Here is a 17466-nt window from a genome sequence, read left to right as displayed (position 1 = left end):
CCTCCGACCCCCTCGGGGTCGCGCTGGCTCCGAGCTCGTCCGAAGTCCTGGAGGGGACCTCTCCCCGGGCAGTGACTCGGGCTCGCCGACACCCACTACCACCACACCCGACACCCCAAGGGCGACATCACCTTCCACCGACGCGTCTAGGCTCGCGCCGTGATCCCGGGACCGCGTCGTACGCGCGTCGCCCTGGCGACCGGGCTGACCGCCCTCGCCGCGCTGGCCGCGTGCTCGACGGAGGAGCCCGCTGCGCCGGCGGCGCCGTCACCGTCGACGTCGGAGCCCGCCCCCTCGCCCACGACCACACCCGCCCCCACACCGACCGCGACACCGACCGAGCCACCGCGGCCGGTGACGATCGCGGTGGCGGGTGACGTGCACTTCGAGGGAGCCCTGCGCGACCGCCTCGAGGACCCGGTGACCGCGCTGGCGCCGGCGACCGCGGCGCTCGCCGCCGCCGACGTCGCGGTCGTCAACCTCGAGACGTCGGTGGGCAGCGGCGGCGCCCCCGAGCCGGACAAGCGCTACGTGTTCCAGGCACCGCCGGCGGCGTTCGCCGCCCTGGCCGCTGCCGGGATCGACGTGGCGACGATGGCCAACAACCACGCCCTGGACTTCGGCCGTGACCCGCTGCCGGGCGCGTTCGCCGCCATCGACGCCGCCGCGGACGCCGACCCGCCGCTGGCCGTCGTCGGTCTCGGTCGTGACGCAGCCGACGCGTTCGAGCCGGCGCTCACCGACGTGCGCGGCACGGTCGTCGCCACCCTCGGCGCCACCGTCGCCGGCACCGACCCCACGGCCGACCCGACCGGGCAGTGGGCGGCGACCGACGACCGCGCCGGCACGGCCGACGCCATCGAGCCGCGGCGGCTGCTCCGCGCCGTCGCCGGAGCCGCACGCACCGCCGACGTGGTCGTCGTGCACGTGCACTGGGGCGTGCAGGGTGAGCGCTGCCCCGACGACCGGCAGCGCTCGCTGGCGGCCGACCTGGTCGCTGCCGGCGCCGACGTCGTCGTCGGCAGCCACGCCCACCGCCTGCAGGGCGACGGCCGCCTCGGCGAGGGCTACGTGGCCTACGGCCTGGGCAACTACGCCTGGTACACCCAGACCGCCGACACGTCGACGACCGGCGTCCTGACCCTCACCGTGCGACCGGCGCGCTCGCCGGACGGTCGGGCGCGGGTCACCGGGGCGGAGTGGGCCCCGGCACGGATCGGCTCCGACGGCCTCCCGGCTCCGATGTCGCGGCCCGACACCGTGGCGTTCGAGGCGGAACGCGCCGATCTCCGCGCCTGCTCGGGTCTCACCCCACCCTGACGCAGGCCCCGGTCAGGTCAGGTCGGCTCAGAACGAGTCGGAGGTAGCGCTGCGACGCACCAGGACGTAGCCGGCGGCGGTGGTGAGCACGGTGAGCAGCACCAGCATGAAGACGCCCAGCAGGAAGTGGCCCGCGCCGGAGGAGATGATCGCGTCCCCGGCGAAGCGCGGGTCGTCGATGCGGTCCAGGCCCATGGTGCTGGCGGTCGCGGCGTAGGCCCAGCGCGAGGGCGAGAGCCAGGCGACCTGCTCGAGCAGCACCCGCCCGTGGATCTGGAACAACGAGCCGGAGAGCACCAGCTGCACCATGATCATGCCGACCAGCGCCGGCATGGTCTGCTCGTTGCTGGTGACGACCGCCGACAGCGTCAGCCCGGCGACGACCATCGAGGTGGCCAGCAGCCCGATCACGATCGCGACCCGCAGTCCGCCCAGCCGGCCGTCGGGACCCGGCATCCCCACGGTGGCGATGAACGTGACCGCCAGGCCCTGCACGAAGGCGGCGACACCCAGCACGACGATCTTGCTGGCGAAGTAGACCCCCGGGGACAGCCCGACGGCGTACTCGCGCCGGAAGATCGGGCGCTCCCCCACCAGCTCGCGGATCGCCAGCGCGGTGCCCATCAGGCAGGCGGCGACGATCAGCACGATGAGGCGCTGGGTGGGCTCGCCCCCGGCTCCGGGCTCGATGATCCGGTCGACCACCTCCCCGGCCCGCGGGCCCTGCAGGAGCTGGCACCCGCCGCGGGGCAGCCCCTCGGTGCCCGGCGGACAGACCCGTCCGGCGGAGTCGAGCGACAGCCCGTTGCCGCCGGGCACGATCCGGCTCAGCAGTCCGAGCACCAGCGGGAGCGCGAGCAGCATGGTGAGCAGCAGCCGGTCGGCGACCACCACGGCGGTGTTGCGACGCACGAGCGTCGAGAGCTGCTTGGCGATCGACTGCCGCGGCGCCGTGGGCACCGCCGCCGAGACGGCCTGGAGCCGGCCGGTCTCCGCCGACTGCTGCGGGGGCGCGATCCGCGACCAGAGGTCGGGGTTCTCCAGCATGTCGAAGACCTGGGGGTAGTTCGAGACCCCGAAGTGCTGCAGGACGCCGGCAGGCGGGCCGAAGTAGGCGACGCGGCCGCCGGGCGCCAGCACCATGACGTTGTCGCAGACGTCGAGGGCGAGCACCGAGTGGGTGACCACGACCACCACACGGCCCTCGTCGGCGAGGCCGCGCAGCTGCCGCATCACCTCGAGGTCGAGGCCGGGGTCGAGGCCCGAGGTGGGCTCGTCGAGGAACAGCAGGGGCGGCGCGGTGAGCAGCTCGGTGGCGATCGAGACCCGCTTCTTCTGCCCGCCCGAGAGCTGGCTGCCGATCCGGTTCTCCAGCCGCTCCTGCAGCTGGAGCTGACCGGCCACGGTCTGCACGCGGTGGGCCCGCTCCTGCGCCCCGGTGTCGGGAGGCAGTCGCAGCTCGGCGGCGTAGCCGAGCGCCTGGCGCACCTTGAGCTGCGGGTGCTGGATGTCCTGCTGGGGCACCAGCCCGATCTGGAAGCGCAGCTGGTCGTAGTGGGCGTAGAGGTCGTGCCCCTGCCAGATCACGCGGCCGTGGGTGGCCGGCCGGAGACCGGTCAGCGCACCGAGCAGCGTCGACTTCCCGGCGCCGGAGGGCCCGATCACCGCCGTCAGCGACGACGGGCCGAAGGTGCACGAGAGGTTGTCGAGCAGCCGCTTGCCGCCGCCGACCACGACCGAGAGGCCGTCGGCGTACAGCGTGAACTCGTGCTGGGTGGCCGAGGAGACCAGCTGGCCGCCGTCCCAGCGGAAGGTCTGGTTGCCGAGGATCACCTCGCTGCCCGGCTGCAGCGGCGCCGAGCCGCTGACCCGCTGGCCGTTGACGAAGATCCCGTTGAAGCTGCCGAGGTCGTGGATGACCGCGGGACTGCCGAGCTCGAGACGGCCGTGGAACCGCGAGACGAGGGGGTCGTCGAGCACGATGGCGTTGCTGAGGTCGCGGCCGATCGTCAGCGAGCGGCCCGGGTCGACGTGCGCGGGTCCCATCGTCTGGCCGTGGGCGAGCTGGCCCGGCGGCACGACCTGCTGGGCCACGACCGGGGCCTGCCCCGACGACGGCGGTGGCTGGGGCACGTACGGCGGCGGGCCGCCGTGCTGCGGGGCGGTGGGGACCTGCCCGGACGGCGGGGGCGCGGGCACGTACGGCGGCAGGACCGGAAGGGCCGGCGGCGTCGGCGGCGTCGGCGGGGCGGGCGGGGCGGGCGGGACCGGCACGACCTGCCAGGCCTGCAGCGCCTCGCCGTGCGGGTCGCCGAGCGCGAGCACGGTGGCGCCGGCGTGCAGCGGCACCCGCTGTACCCGCTGCCCGGCGACGTAGGTGCCGCCCGAGCTGGAGTCGACGGCGTACCAGGCCTGGCCCTGGCGCTCGAACGTGAGGTGGTGCCGTGAGGCGCGCGGGTCGCTGATCACGACGTCGCAGGTCTGCTCGCGCCCCACGACGACCAGGTCCTGGTCGAACTCCCGCAGTCCTCGGGTGTCCTGCAGCACCAGGCGGGCACGGCTGTCGTCAGTCATGGCGCGCCCACCCTAGTGGCGCGGTCGCCCCGCCGCGGACCAAGCACGCCCGGCGGCGCCGGTCCTCAGCTGCGACGGAACGACCGGAGCGCGACGAGCGCGCGCAACCGGCGACGCCGCGGCACGGACTCGGACATCGCGCGGCGCTCGGCGTCGACCAGCCCCCAGAACTGCGCGGCCACGGCCTCGTCGGGGACGCGGGGGCCGAAGACCAGGCCGTCGGCGCGGCGTGCCAGGTCGACGGCGTGGGGGGCCTCGACGTGCGGGGCCTGGTCGCGGCGCGTGAGACCCGACCCCACCGGCACCGGCTGGCCGAGGTCGCGGGCGTGGTCGACGAGCTCGCGCCAGCCGCCGACGACGCGCGCCGACGCGCGCGCCGCGGCCCGGCGGCGGCGCCGGCGCCACGCCTTGAGGCCGGCGATGGTGCCGACGGCGAGCGCGACCAGCAGCGCCGGTCCGCCGGCACCGACCAGCACCCAGCGCCACCAGCCCGAGCCCGACGCGGACGGGTCGCCGTCGTCGTCGCGGTCGACCTTGCGGGACTCGAGCTCGGCGTCGTTCTGCTCGGCCAGGGTGGACGGCGGGGGGATGGGCGCCGGCGGCGGGACGACGGTGCCGCTCATCTCCTGCTCGGCGACCGGCGGCTGCTCGGCCGGCCGGTCGAGGTCCATGAACCGCTCGGTGGGCAGCGTGCGCCAGGTCCCGTCGACCAGCTGCAGCTCGACCCACGCCGAGACGTCCTCGCCGCGGACGACGCCGTCGTCGGGGACGACGGCACCCATCACGACCCGCGCGGGCACACCGGCCTTGGTGGCCAGCAGCGCCATGATCGCGGCGTACTGCTCGTCGTTGCCGACCGGGATGGGTGCACTGGCGAACTCGTCGCCGAGCCGCTTCTCGTGGTGGCCGGGGTGGTGGATGCGCTCGGCCTGGTCGACCCCGTCGGAGTACTTGCCCTCGGCCTTGAGGTAGTCGGCGATCGCGAGGACGCGCTCCATCGGCTCCGACGCCCCGGCCGACCACTGCGTGGCCTGGGTGTCGAGGAACGACGCCGCGAAGAAGTTGTCGTTGACGGTGGTGGCGGGGGCGTCGGTCGGCTCGACGACGTCGTCGGCCTCGTCGCGCCGCAGCGACGTGAACCGGTAGACGTCGCCGGGCTCGACGCCGGTCGGCACCACCGCGGTGGCCGAGGCCAGGTTGTAGCGCCACGACTCGCGCTTGGACTCCGGGTCGCCCTCGGCGAACTCCATGGTCTGCAGCGCGCCGATCGTCGGCAGCCAGACGGCGGAGTAGCCCGGCCCGACGGTGACGGTGACGTCGACCCGGTCGGCCGGGCCGTCGACGGGGTTGTCGATCGTGCTCGACACCCGCTGGTAGGCGTCGGCGGTGGTGGCCGGGTCGGTGTCCTCGGCCGCTCCCCACACGATGCCGTCGTAGGCGTCGAGGGCGGCGATCCGCAGCCGGGTGCCCGCCGGTGCCCCCTCGACGGTCAGCAGGGTCTCATCGTAGAGGTTCTGCGGGCTCGGCTCGGCCTCGCCCTGGCTCTCGTCGACGTAGCGCCGGAACGACGCGAGCGGCGAGGGGTACTGCCCGATGTCGAACGGCGGCAGCACCTGGGTGCGCAGCACCACCCGGCCGTCGTCGCCGCCGACCGCGGCCGAGGTCACGGGCATCGCGAGGAGCCCGGCCCCCGCGACCAGCACGACACCGGTGGCCGCCCGGCGGACCTGGCCGGCGCGGTCACCCTCGACCGGGCGCTGCCGACGGGTCTCGCGCACCGCGACCCACCCGACGGCCAGCACCGCGAACGCGACGCCCTGCAGCCACAGCGACTGCGGGCGTGTCACCCCGAGCAGGATCACCGCGCCCAGCAGCAGCAGCGGCGCGAGCAGCACCACCGCCGAGCGCAGCCAGGGCGGACCCGAGCGGAGGTCGCGGGTCAGGCCGCCCAGCAACCCCGCCACGAGGCCCAGCGTCCAGGGCAGCACCAGCACCAGGCCGGAGCCCTCGACCGGCGGGAGCGTGGTGAGGAGCTCCTTCCACCCGCCGACGACCTGGTCGAGGACGTCGCCCAGCGCTCCGCCGAGCAGCGCGCCGACGCCGAGCCACAGCGGCAGCGCGAGGGTGACCGCGGCGATGGCCGGCCAGCGCAGCACCCGCACCAGACCGGTCAGCAGCAGCCCGGCGCCCACGCCGAGCAGGGAGACGACCAGGAACCCGATCCCGGTGAAGGTGGTCGAGAGTCCCAGCAGCGCGACGACGCACAGCGCGACCAGGAACCCGGCGTCGACCAGCGCGGGGCGGGTGGGCCTCCAGCGGCTCATCGCACGGCCCACCGCAGCAGCCCGGCCAGCTGGTCCTTGTCGCCGAGCCGCAGCACGGTCAGCCTGCCGACCTCGCTCACCCCCGGCTCGGCGCCGTCGGCGACGAGCAGGGCCAGGCGGCGTACCTCGGGCGGGAAGGTGGCCGAGGCGCGCAGCACCGACTCCAGGCCCGCGCCGGCGTCGGCCCGACCGCTGAACAGGAACAGCAGGCTGGTGTCGGGGGCGAGGTCGAGCGCCCGCCGGGCCGAGCCGACCAGCCCGTGCGATCCCGGGACCGCACGGCAGACCGCGTCGAGCGCGACGTTGCCGTCGATGCCGGACGACGCCGAGGCGCCGCACACGAACGTCGTGTCGAACTCGTCGACGACCGCGCGCACCAGGATGGAGGCGGCTGCCGACATGGCGGTCTCGAAGGCGTCCTCGCTGCTCCACGACGCCGGCTCGTCGTCGACGACGACGGTGGCGTGGCTGCGGCGGGTGTCGAGGTACTGGCGCACCAGCAGCTGCGACTCCCCCGCCGCGGCCATCGCCTTGGCCGAGGAGCGCCAGTGCACGTGGCGCAGGTCGTCGCCGGGCACGTACTCGCGCAGCGTGTGGAAGGCGAGGTCGCTCTGCGAGATCGCGTCGGTCGCGACGCCCTCGAGGTCGCGCAGCAGCCCCGCGCCCATCTCCTCCAGCGGCACCAGCGGCGGGCGGACCAGGATCTCCTGGCGGTCGGCCCACACCGAGTCGCGCGAGAAGAGCCCGAGCGCGTCGCCGCGGCGGGTCAGCGCCGGCCCGACCCCGACCACCCCGCGGCGGTCGGTGCGGACGGTGAAGGACTCCTCGTTGGTGGCGCCCGCGGCGAGGGCGGGTACGCCGTAGCGGTGCACCGCCGCGCCGACCGGCAGCTCCAGCAGCGTCGGCAGCATCCGTCGTCCCGAGACGTTGGTGACGTCGACGCCGCCGGCCACCGACCCGCCCGCGACCACGCGCGACGGCTGGAGCGACACCAGGACCCGGACCCGGGTGCGCCCGAGCAGGAACGGCAGGCACAGCGCGACCAGCACCAGGCAGGTCACGCCCAGCACCACCAGCTCGCGCCAGTGGGTCTCGCGCGCCGCCACCAGCGCGACCACGCCGAGACCCAGGAGCAGCCAGCCCAGCGGCCGGACCACCCCCGCGGCCGCGCGCAACCGCTCGATCACCTCGGCACCGCCCCCGGCCGGCTCATGCCGTAGCGACGCGGTCGGTGGGCGGGGCGACGGCGTCGAGCAGCCGGGAGATGACGGTGTCGACCGTGACGCCGGTGAACTGGGCCTCGGCGTCGAGCAGGATGCGGTGGCACAGCACCGGCTCGGCGAGGATGCGGACGTCGTCGGGGACGACGTGGTCGCGGCCCTCGGCGGCCGCCCACGTCTTGGCGACCCGGATGAACGCCAGGCAGCCGCGGGCGGAGAGCCCGAGCTTGACGTGGGGCTGGCGGCGCGACTCCTCGGCGAGCTCGGCGACGTAGCCGATGACGGCGGGGTCGACGTACACCTCGTCGGCCAGGCCGCTCATCTGGGCGATGGTCTCGGAGGTGATCACCGGGGTGACCAGCGAGGCGCGGTCGCGCACCTTGGCGTTGACGAGCAGCTCGATGGTGGCCGCCTTGTCGGGGTAGCCGACCGAGCTCTTCATCAGGAACCGGTCGAGCTGGGCCTCGGGGAGGCGGTAGGTGCCGGCCTGCTCGATGGGGTTCTGGGTGGCGATGACCATGAACGGCCGGCCGACCTCGTGCGGGTGGCCGTCGACGGTCACCCGGCCCTCCTCCATCACCTCGAGCAGCGCCGACTGGGTCTTGGGCGAGGCGCGGTTGATCTCGTCGGCCAGCACGATCGTGTGGAAGATCGGGCCGGGGTGGAACTCGAAGGAGCCCTGGTGCTGGTCGTAGACGGTGACACCGGTGACGTCGGAGGGCAGCAGGTCGGGGGTGAACTGGATCCGGGCGTGGCTGCCCTGCACCGTGTTGGCCAGCGCCCGCGCCAGCATCGTCTTGCCGGTGCCGGGGAAGTCCTCGAGGAGCATGTGCCCCTCGGACAGCAGGCAGGTCAGCGCCAGCCGGACGACGTGCCGCTTGCCCAGCACCGCCTTCTCGATGTTGGTGGTGAGCCGGTCGAACGTGGAGCTGAACCACGCGGCCTGCTCATGGGTGATCGTCACGTGTGCGGAGGTCCTTCGTCTCGTTGTTCGGCCTGGTCGTACGGCCTGGTCGTCCTGCCTGGTCGTCGGGCCTAGCTGTTCGGCCAGTCGAACCGGTCACTGGTGACGCCGTCACACGTCGCGGTGACCCACCCGTTCGGGAACCCGAAGTAGGCCGAGGTGCGGTGGCTCCCGTCGCCGAACGGCCCGTAGGTGTTCCGGTAGCCGCCGTCGTTGCTGTCGAGGCGGCAGGTGGCAGACCGGGTGAAGTTGCTCAGGCGGACGCCGATCCGTCCGCACGAGGCGTGGACGCAGTCCTGCGCGGTGGGGTCGTTGGTGCAGGCGTTGGCCGACCCCCGCGGCCCGCAGCGCTCGTGCCGGTAGACCTCGACGTCCGGCTGAGGGGCGGCGCCCGTGCTGTAGGACGCCGTCCGCGTCCCCGTGCCACGTGAGGGCGCCGCGTCCGTGATCGTCACCGTGACGTCCTCGGTCGTCGAGTACCCGATGTTGCGCTCCTGGCTCACGAAGCTCTGCACGTCGACGCTGGTCGTGGTGAACGTCTGATCCCGGAAACGGCTGCGGATGCGCACCTGCGCGGGGTCTCCGTTGGAGTCGACCGTGATGCGCCACGCCAGGGCCGGGTCGGGAACGCCGTTGACGACGGCGTCGCTCGGGATCGGCTGGACGCTGATGACGTGGCCGTCGTTGAGCGGCCCGTAGGTCTGGACGGACTTGGGTCCCGACGGCACGCACCGCTCCTTCTCGTTGCACACGTCGAGCGTCACGGTGTGCGGCCCGTCGTTGTTCGGCACGCCGACGGTGCGCGACTGCCGGCCGACCCCCTCGAACGAGTCGACCTCGGCGGTGTCGACGAAGATCCGCACCCGCGACCGGGCGCCGTTGGCGTCGGGGACGTCCAGGTCCACGCGGGCCTGGTTGTCCTGACCGGTCGGCGTGACGGTGTAGTCGCCCCAGGGTTCGGGGTCGCCGACCGCGGTGAACGTCGCCGGCGCGCTCGGCCGCGACGTCTTGCCCGACCCGCCCTCGTTGGTGGCGCGGACGGCGTAGGAGTAGGTGCGGCCGTCGTACTGGATGCCGCCGTTGTCGCACCGGGTCGCCGGGATGTTGGTGCACGACGGCAGGGGCTGCCCGTCGCGGAGCACCGTGTAGCGCACCGGGCCTGGTCCGTTGGGCGGGTCGACCGGCGCCCAGGTCACCACCACGACGGTCTCGTCGCTGCTCGAGCGGTTCTCGGTGACGTCCGGTGGCCGCGGCGTCGCCGGGGTGCCGATCGACTGGAACTCCTGCGAGGGCCGCGGCGAGCCGGGGAAGGTCTGGTTCACGGCCTGGACCTGGAAGCGGTAGGCCTGGTTGTTGTCGAGCCCGGGCACCGTGAGCTCGGGACGGGTGGTGGTGTCGGTGCCGCCGCCGGTCCAGGAGACGTTGTACTGCTTGATCTTCGAGGTCTGGTTGGTCGGCGGCGTCCACCGGATCGTGAGGAAGCCGTCGCCCCGCTTGGTCATCGTGATCGGACCCACCAGCCCGGGGCGGGCGTCGGGGACCGCCGCGGCCGACCGGGAGCTCCAGTCCGACCAGCCGACCCGGTTGTGGGCGCGCACCTCGAACCGGTACTGCTCGCCGTTGACCAGGCCGCCGACCTCGCAGGTGGTGCTGCCGCAGGTCCGCCTCGTCCCGTTGGTGCGCACCTCGTAGCGGTCGATCGGTGCGCCGTTGGCCTCGGGTGCCGGCCAGGTCAGGAGCACCTCCTGGTCGCGCACGGCGTTGCCGGGCACCGGGGCGACGGGACGGTCGGGCACGTCGAGCACCTCGATCACCAGCCGTCCCTCGACGCGACGCTCGGGGCCCGTGGAGTCGGCGACGTCGCTCATCACGACCGCGAACTCGGCGCGCCCGTCGACCTCGGGCCCGGTGCGCAGCTGCACCGTCGACCCCTCGTAGGAGGCCTCGACGTCGAGCTCGGTCAGCGGATCGACCGAGACCACCGTGGGCTCGGGGCTCTCCACGCCGGCGCGCAGGTAGGGCGCGAGGTCGACCGTGCGCTGCTCCCCCGCCTCCATGTCGTCGAGGCGGATCGGCGCCAGCGACGGCGGCGGGGCCTTGACCACCACGATGTCGATCCGCCCCTCGTCGCTGTCGCCGGAGGAGACGAGGAGGGTGGCGCGGGCGCCGGGCGTGGCCCCGCCCTCGGCGTTGACCTTGATCGAGGACCCGCGCGGCTCGACGATCGCCAGCCCGTCGACCGAGGTGTCCCAGTCGGCGTCGAACGACAGGCTGTCGGCGTCGGCGGGGTCGGGGGTCCACACGTGGCACAGCGACGCGATGTCGAGGTCGAGGCTGCGGTCCTGGGCGATCCGCACCGGCTCGGTGGGGCAGCGCAGGATCGGGTCGTCGGCCCCGACCTGCACCGGGATCGAGAGCACCGCCTCGATGCCGTCGGGGTCGTCGACCGAGTCGCCGGTGGTCACCTCAAGGACGACGGCGCCGGGGCCGTTGTAGCGCTCGGCGGCGGCGACCTCGAACCGCTGCTCGCCGGTGATCCGTGGCTGCACGACGGCCGCCGGCGATCCGGAGATGCGGTCCTGCAGCGTGAGCTCGACCCGACCGCCGGCCGGGTCGACGACGTAGTCGGTGAGGTCGACCGTCTCGGTGGTGCCCGGGTCGACCTCGATGACCGCACCCGGGACGACGTACGGCGCCCCACCGGCGAGCGGCGGCACGTAGATCGAGGCCGTCGCGGAACCGCCGTCGGCGTCACGCACCCGGAACGGCACGACGCGGGGCTGGTCGCCGCGCTCGACGGTCACCCGCGACCCGGACCGGCTGGCGCTCACCCCGGCCGGGGCCAGCACCTCGACGACCCGGAGGTCCTCGGGCGGGCCGTCGGGGTCGTAGGCGGTCTCGAGCACGTCGACGGTGACGGTCGACCCGTCGCCCTCGCCGTCGACCTCGCCGCCGTCGACCGCCGTCGCGTCGACGGACCCGGCGACGGCGGGCGTGCCGTAGGCGTCGAAGACGACCGGGGGGTTGTTGTACGGCGTGGCGAGCCGCAGCGTCGCGGTGGCCTGGGAGGAGTCGATGCCGTTGCTGACGGTGTAGACGACCTCGACGTTGCGACGGGTGTCACCCGTGGGCGCCTCGACCACCAGCGGGCCCTGGGGCGTCTCGAGGCGGACGCCGTCGACCGGCACGGCCAAGCCCAGCTCGACCCGGTCGCCGGCGGCCACGTGGTCGTTGGCGAGGACGTCGATCCGCGCCGCGCGGCCGGGCTCGGTGGTCAGCGTGTCGGCGACGGCGAGCGGCGGCTGCGGCGTGCCCGGCGCGGTGACGGCCACCCGGACCGTGCCGGAGGCCTGCGCGCCCAGGCCGTCGGTGACGGTGTAGCCGAACTCGTCGGTGCCGACGCTGCCGGGGTAGGCCTGGTAGACCAGCGAGGTCGCGCCGTAGCGGACGATCCGGCCGAGCGTGGGCGCCGAGCCGATCCCCGTGAGCGTCACCGGGTCGCCGTCGGGGTCGACCCCGGAGCCGGGCAGTCGCAGCTTGATCGTGTCGCCGGCCACCGCGCGCCCCTCGAGCACCGGAGGCTCGGGCGGCTCGTTGCGGCGCTCGGCGGGCACCACCTGCACCTCGAGGGTGCCGGGCGCGCGGTCGCCCTCGGCGTTGGCGGCGAGGTAGCGGATCGTGAAGGTCTCGGCGTCGTCGAGCCCCTCGGGGGCGACGTAGCGCACGAACCGGTCGGTGACGAACGCCTGTCCGGTTGGCAGCTCCCCGTCGTCGCCGGGCGGCCGGACCTCGAGGACGCCGGCGTCCTGGTCGGGGACGTGGGCGACCAGGTCGAGCTCGTCGCCGGCGGGGCTGTAGTCGTTGTCGAGGACCGGCACCGACACCGCTCCCCCGGCACGGACGACGACCCGGTCGGTCTCGGTGACCGGGGTGTTGTCGGCGGGCGGCGGGCGCCAGGTCACCACGACCTCGCCGCGCACGCCGGTGCGGCTGCCGTTGCTGATCGTGTAGCGGACCAGCTGGGGGTTGGGCGAGAGCTGGCCCTGGCGGGCCGCGATCCGCAGCCACCGGCCCTCGACGACCGCGACGTCGAGCTGGTTGTCGCGGTCGGCGGTGGCGCCCTGCACCACCAGGATCCCGCCGGCCGGGTCGATGTCGTTGGCCACGACGTCGACCAGCGTGGCCGCCTGGCCGTGCAGCGTCAGGCTGTCGGGCATCGCCACCGGCGCCTTGGGGGGCTTGTCCGGTGCCTCGACGTCGACCCGGATCCGGCCGGCGTCGAAGGGCGCGTTGCCGTAGCGCAGGTCGTAGTCGAGGAAGTAGGTGCGCGGCTGCTCGGCGGTGAAGCTGATCGTGCCGTCGACCAGGTCGGTCCTGACCTCCGCGCCGCCGACCTGGGCGACCTTGCCGGCCAGCTCGGCGACCGCGGTCGGGTTGACGGGGTCGGAGCCGGGCAGGTCGTTGCCCAGCGGGCGGATCGTCACGGTCTTGCCGGCCTCGCCGGAGACCACGTCGGGCTCGGCGGTGCCGGGGTGGGCCAGCCGGTCGTCGCGGCGCTGGACCTGGACCCGGATCTCGGAGTCGACCGGGTCGCCGATGCCGTCGGTGACGGCGTACTCGATGGTGACCGGGCCGGGGCGTGCGGGCGCGGTGAACCGCACCCGGCCCGCCGACGTCGTGCGCGCCACGGCGCCCGTGCCGTCGCCGTCGACCGCGGTGGCCGACTCGAGGGAGAGCGGGTCGCCGTCCTGCTTGTCGCGCCAGTCGGGCAGCACCGGGATGTCGAGGGTGCCGCCGGACGGCACGATCCAGCTGCGGTCCTCGAACCCCTCGCGCAGGTGGGGGGAGGCGTCGGCACCGTCGCCGCGCGGGGTGACCCGGACCGTCGCGGTGTCGCTCAGCCCGCTGCGGCCGTCGTCGATGGTGTAGTCGAACGACGTGGGGCCGGCCTGGGCCGGCATCGCGATCTGCACCGTCTGGCCGTCGGGGCTGATCGTGACCTCGGCGTCGGTGCCGGAGGTGTCGACGCCGGCGATGGCCAGCAGCCGCCCGGCGGGAGCGGTGTCGTTGTCGAGCGGGTGCAGCACCGAGGTGCGGCCGACCCGGGCACCGAGGTCGTCGTCCTTGGCCTGCGGCGGACGCCGGTCGCCCTGGTCCTCGTTCTCGTTCTCGTTGTCGTCGTCCTTCTTCGACGGCTTGAGCTGGAAGGCGTCCCAGTTGTCCAGGCGGGTCGGCTGGTCGGAGTCGATGTTCCACACCGCGCCGCTGGCGCGGTCGTTGAGCACGATCTCGCCGCGGTTGACCCGGAACACCAGGTCGGTGGTCTCGGTGCCGAGGTCGGAGACCCGCGGGTCGGCGCCCTCGCAGGCGGTCGCGACCGCCCCGAAACCGCCGGACCAGGCGGCGTAGGAGCACGCCCCCAGGCGGACCGGCTGCGTGGGACGACCGGAGCCCTCGACCACCTCGGTCTCCTCGCCGGAGGCCAGGTCGATCGAGACCAGCGCGTCGGGGGTCGAGACGAGCACCGCGTCGGCCTCGGGGCCCGGCACCTGCAGCTGCGACCCGGGCGGCAGGTCGGCGTCGGGCCCGCCGAGGACCCGCAGCGCGCCCGACTCGACGTCGAGGACGACGGCCCGGTCGCCCACGGCGGTGACCGTCGTGCCCGCGCCGAGGTCGGCCCCGAGCGGCTCCTGGGTGGGCGCGCCGAACCCGCCGTCGGTGGCCGCGAACCGGCGGAGCACGTCGTCGGCGGCCGAGGCGACCAGCACCTCGCCCTCGGTGGTGACCGCGAGCCCGGCGTCGGCCGCGGTGGTGGCGGTGGGATCGGCCTCGGAGTCCAGCGGCGCGATCGGAGGCCGGCCCCGGCGGGTGTCGACCCGTTGTGCCCACAGGGTTCCCTCGGCGGGGTCGAGCACCGCCACGGTGCCGCCCGCCAGCCGTACCTGGGCCGACGACGGCAGCTGCGCGGTGTCGCCCTCGGGCAGCTCGACCGTGCCGGGGTCGATGCTGGTGATCGCACCGGCCGAGACGTTGATGCCCAGCACCGCAGCGCCGTCCTGGACGACGTCGAGCTGGGCGTCCTGCTGGGCGAAGGCGACGCCGTCGAGCTGGGCGATCGGCTTGTTGATCCGCCCGTGGAAGCCGTCGCGGCCGTTGGTCACCCAGATGCCGCCGTCGTGCAGCTGCGCGTCGTGCTTGCGGTAGCCGTCGGCCTGGGTGGCGACCACGACGATCCCGGCGGCGGCCACCAGGAGGGCCAGGTTGGACGCGACGGCGACGCGGTGGCGCCGGATCGTCCCCGAGAAGGGCACGAGGCCTCCCTCGGTGGCAAGTCTGGTGGAGGGCAAGCGTACGAGCGGACGACCGGGCTGCGCCAACCCGGTGCCCCCGGTGGACAATGCCGGGGTGCAGGCGACGTACACCCCCGGCGGCGGTCTCGTCGTCGGCGCGGGAGCACGTTGGCTGCTGCTCGACCACGATCCCGGGCCCGAGGCGGTGGCCGGCCTGTGGGCGCTGCTCACCGGGCCCCGCCCCGACGGCGCCGCGATCCTCGCCGCCGCGACGGCCGCGTGCGGCGCCGACGCCGCGCTGGTGCTGGTCGACCTGACCCTGGGCGCCGAGACGTCGGTGGCCCGCGGCGGCGGTCGCCACACGTCGTTGGACGGCGTCCACACGCTGACGCTCGACGGCTCCGAGCCCGCCGCCGAGACCGGCCGGCCGCTGGTCGGCGGGGTCGTCCCCGCCTCGGCGGTGCGGCTGCGCCCTGCGGTGGCCGCCGCACCCGCCGTTCCCGCTGCCCCCGCCCGCGGCGTGACGCCGGCGCCGGCGACCGGGCTGATCGACGGCATCCCGCCCGAACTCCTGGCCGCGAGGCCGTCGGCCCCGCCGGCCCCGCCGGCCCCGCCGGCCCCGCCGACCCCGCCGGCCGCGCCGGCTCTCCCGCCGGCCCCCGCTCCCCCGGGCGGTGGGTCCGACCACGACGGCCACACGACCTACCGCCCCACGCCCGCGCAGGTCGCCCCGGCCGGTCCCCCGCCGCCGGACGCGCCGCCGCAGCCGCCGGAGGCCCTCGTCGACCCGCACGCCGGACCGCCGTCCGCGGCGCACCTGCAGCACCCGACCAGCGACACGGTGCTGGCCGTGCACTGCCCGGCCGGCCACGTCACCGCCGCCTACAGCCCGCGGTGCCGGGTCTGCGACGAGCCGGTCGCCGCCCAGGAGCCGCACCGGATGCCACGTCCCCGGCTCGGCACCCTGCACCTGCCCGACGGCGAGCGGGTGCCGCTCGACCGCGGCGTCGTCCTCGGCCGCCAGCCGGCCGCCGTGCCGGGTGGGTCGTCGTGGCCGCACCTGGTGCGCCTGCCCCCCGACGCGACGTACGTCTCGCGCTCCCACCTGGCCATCGAGCTCGACGGGTGGCTCGTGCTGGCCACCGACCTCGGCTCGCGCGGCGGTACGACGCTGCGCGTCGCCGGCCGGCCGCCGCAGCGGATCCGGGGCCACGAGGCCTACGTCTGGGAACCCGGGCAGGTGCTCGACCTGGCCGACAGCTACGAGATCGTCTACGAGGTCGACCGATGAGCGGGGCTCCGCAGATCCCGGGCTACACGTTCCTGCAGCACCTGGGCAGCGGCGGGTTCGCCGACGTGTTCCTCTACGAGCAGCAGTGGCCGCAGCAGCGGGTGGCGGTCAAGGTGGTGCGCCCCGACGTCGCCCTGACCGAGCGTGAGAAGGGCCTGTTCGCCGCCGAGGCCAACGCCATGGCCACGCTGGCCGACCACCCCTACATCGTCTCGGTGATCACGGCCGGGATGACGCCCGGCGCCGGGGGCCGCGACGGCGCGCGTCCCTACCTGGTGATGCGCTACTGCCCACCGCCCGACCTCGGGGTGCGGGTCCGCCAGTCGCCGATGGCCGTCGCCGACGCCGTGAGCACCGGCATCAAGCTCGCGAGCGCGGTCGAGACCGCCCACCGGGCCGGCATCGTGCACCGCGACATCAAGCCCAGCAACGTCCTGGTGACGACCTACCACGAGCCGGCACTGACCGACTTCGGAATCGCCGGCTACCTGCACGAGGTCGGCTCCGACGACGAGGTCCGCATCTCCTACCCGTGGTCACCGCCCGAGCTGCTCGACGGGCGGTCCAACGGGTCGGTCGTCAGCGACGTCTACTCCCTCGGCGCCACCATCTGGAACCTGCTCACCGGGCGGTCGCCGTTCGCCGTCCTGCACGGCGACAACACGCCCCGGGCGCTCACCGCGCGGATCCTGCACTCCCCCGCCCCGCCCACGGGCCGGCCCGACGTGCCGCCCGCCCTCGAGGCGCTGCTCGCGCAGTGCCTGGCCAAGCGCCCCGAGCACCGGCCGGGCTCGGCCATCGAGCTCGCCCGGGCGCTGCAGCGGATCGAGAGCCAGGCCGGCTACGCGCGGACGCCGATCGCGGTCGAGGGCGACCGACCGGTGGTCGCCGACGACGGCGCCGGTGGTGGTGCCGGTGGTGGTGCCGCCCTCGACACGGACGCGACGTACGTCAAGCCGGCCACCGTGATCCCGGCGTCCGGTCCGCGCGCGGCCCGGATCGAGTCGGAGGTGACGTCGGGCCGGACGCCGGAGCGGACCTCCCGCACGGCGGCGGTCGTGTGGGCGCTGCTCGGCGCGCTCGCCGTGGCCGCCGTGGTGGTGGTGCTCGCCGTCCGCGGTGGCGGCGAGGAGGAGCCGCCGCCCGCCGTCGACTCCTCCACCCGGACACCCGCGCCGGTCGAGCAGGGCGGGCCCCAGCTCCCGCCCGAGGTCCAGGGCCGTCGGCAGGGTGACCGCGTCACCTTCACCTGGCGCTCGGCAGACCGCGTGCGACCCGGCGACTCGTGGGAGTGGCGGCGTACCGACACCGGCGAGGGCGACCGCATCACCGACGCACGGGTGGTCGTCCGGGCACCCGGGCGGGTGTGCGTGCAGGTGCGGTTGATCCGCGGCTCCGACGCGTCGCCGTACACCGAGGACTGCGTCGACTGACGCACCCGCGACGATCCGGAAGTCTCCGGCACGCGGGGCAGTGACGCGCG

The 17466-nt window shown here is 74.9% G+C and carries 8 protein-coding genes; 3 read left to right on the top strand and 5 right to left on the bottom strand.

What is annotated here, in order from left to right; translation table 11 throughout:
- Window positions 1–159: 159 nt before the first annotated feature.
- Window positions 160–1320, top strand: coding sequence for a CapA family protein (locus AC4MBH_RS02980; protein ID WP_491792846.1), 1161 nt, complete (start codon window positions 160–162; stop codon window positions 1318–1320).
- A gap of 27 nt (window positions 1321–1347) precedes the next feature.
- On the opposite strand, the gene AC4MBH_RS02975 is transcribed toward AC4MBH_RS02980, so the two are convergent.
- From AC4MBH_RS02975 to AC4MBH_RS02955, 5 genes are all read right to left on the bottom strand, one after another.
- Window positions 1348–3894, bottom strand: a complete 2547-nt coding sequence (locus AC4MBH_RS02975) for an FHA domain-containing protein (RefSeq protein ID WP_491792845.1) — start codon at window positions 3892–3894, stop codon at window positions 1348–1350.
- 65 nt (window positions 3895–3959) lie between these two features.
- Complete coding sequence (locus AC4MBH_RS02970) at window positions 3960–6218, bottom strand: transglutaminase TgpA family protein (RefSeq protein WP_491792844.1); 2259 nt, start codon at window positions 6216–6218, stop codon at window positions 3960–3962.
- The gene (locus AC4MBH_RS02965) at window positions 6215–7405 is read right to left on the bottom strand and encodes a DUF58 domain-containing protein (protein ID WP_491792843.1); all 1191 of its coding nucleotides are present in this window, start codon (window positions 7403–7405) and stop codon (window positions 6215–6217) included. Before AC4MBH_RS02965 ends, AC4MBH_RS02970 begins: the two co-directional genes overlap by 4 nt.
- A gap of 22 nt (window positions 7406–7427) precedes the next feature.
- Window positions 7428–8402 (bottom strand): AAA family ATPase, encoded by a 975-nt coding sequence (locus tag AC4MBH_RS02960; RefSeq protein WP_491792842.1) that lies wholly within the window; start codon window positions 8400–8402, stop codon window positions 7428–7430.
- Between the two features lie 71 nt (window positions 8403–8473).
- On the bottom strand, window positions 8474–14713 hold the full coding sequence (locus AC4MBH_RS02955; RefSeq protein ID WP_491792841.1) for an Ig-like domain-containing protein: 6240 nt from the start codon (window positions 14711–14713) through the stop codon (window positions 8474–8476).
- A 94-nt stretch (window positions 14714–14807) separates the two neighbouring features.
- Between AC4MBH_RS02955 and AC4MBH_RS02950 the strand changes: the two genes are divergently transcribed.
- The gene (locus AC4MBH_RS02950) at window positions 14808–15983 is read left to right on the top strand and encodes an FHA domain-containing protein (protein WP_491792840.1); all 1176 of its coding nucleotides are present in this window, start codon (window positions 14808–14810) and stop codon (window positions 15981–15983) included.
- Window positions 15980–17416 (top strand): serine/threonine-protein kinase, encoded by a 1437-nt coding sequence (locus AC4MBH_RS02945; RefSeq protein ID WP_491792839.1) that lies wholly within the window; start codon window positions 15980–15982, stop codon window positions 17414–17416. The genes AC4MBH_RS02950 and AC4MBH_RS02945 overlap by 4 nt, the downstream gene beginning before the upstream one ends.
- Window positions 17417–17466: the final 50 nt, after the last annotated feature.

The organism is Nocardioides sp. WJ219 (assembly GCF_058559815.1).
Note: the sequence above shows the minus strand (reverse complement) of the source record. Positions and strands in the feature narration are given on the sequence as shown.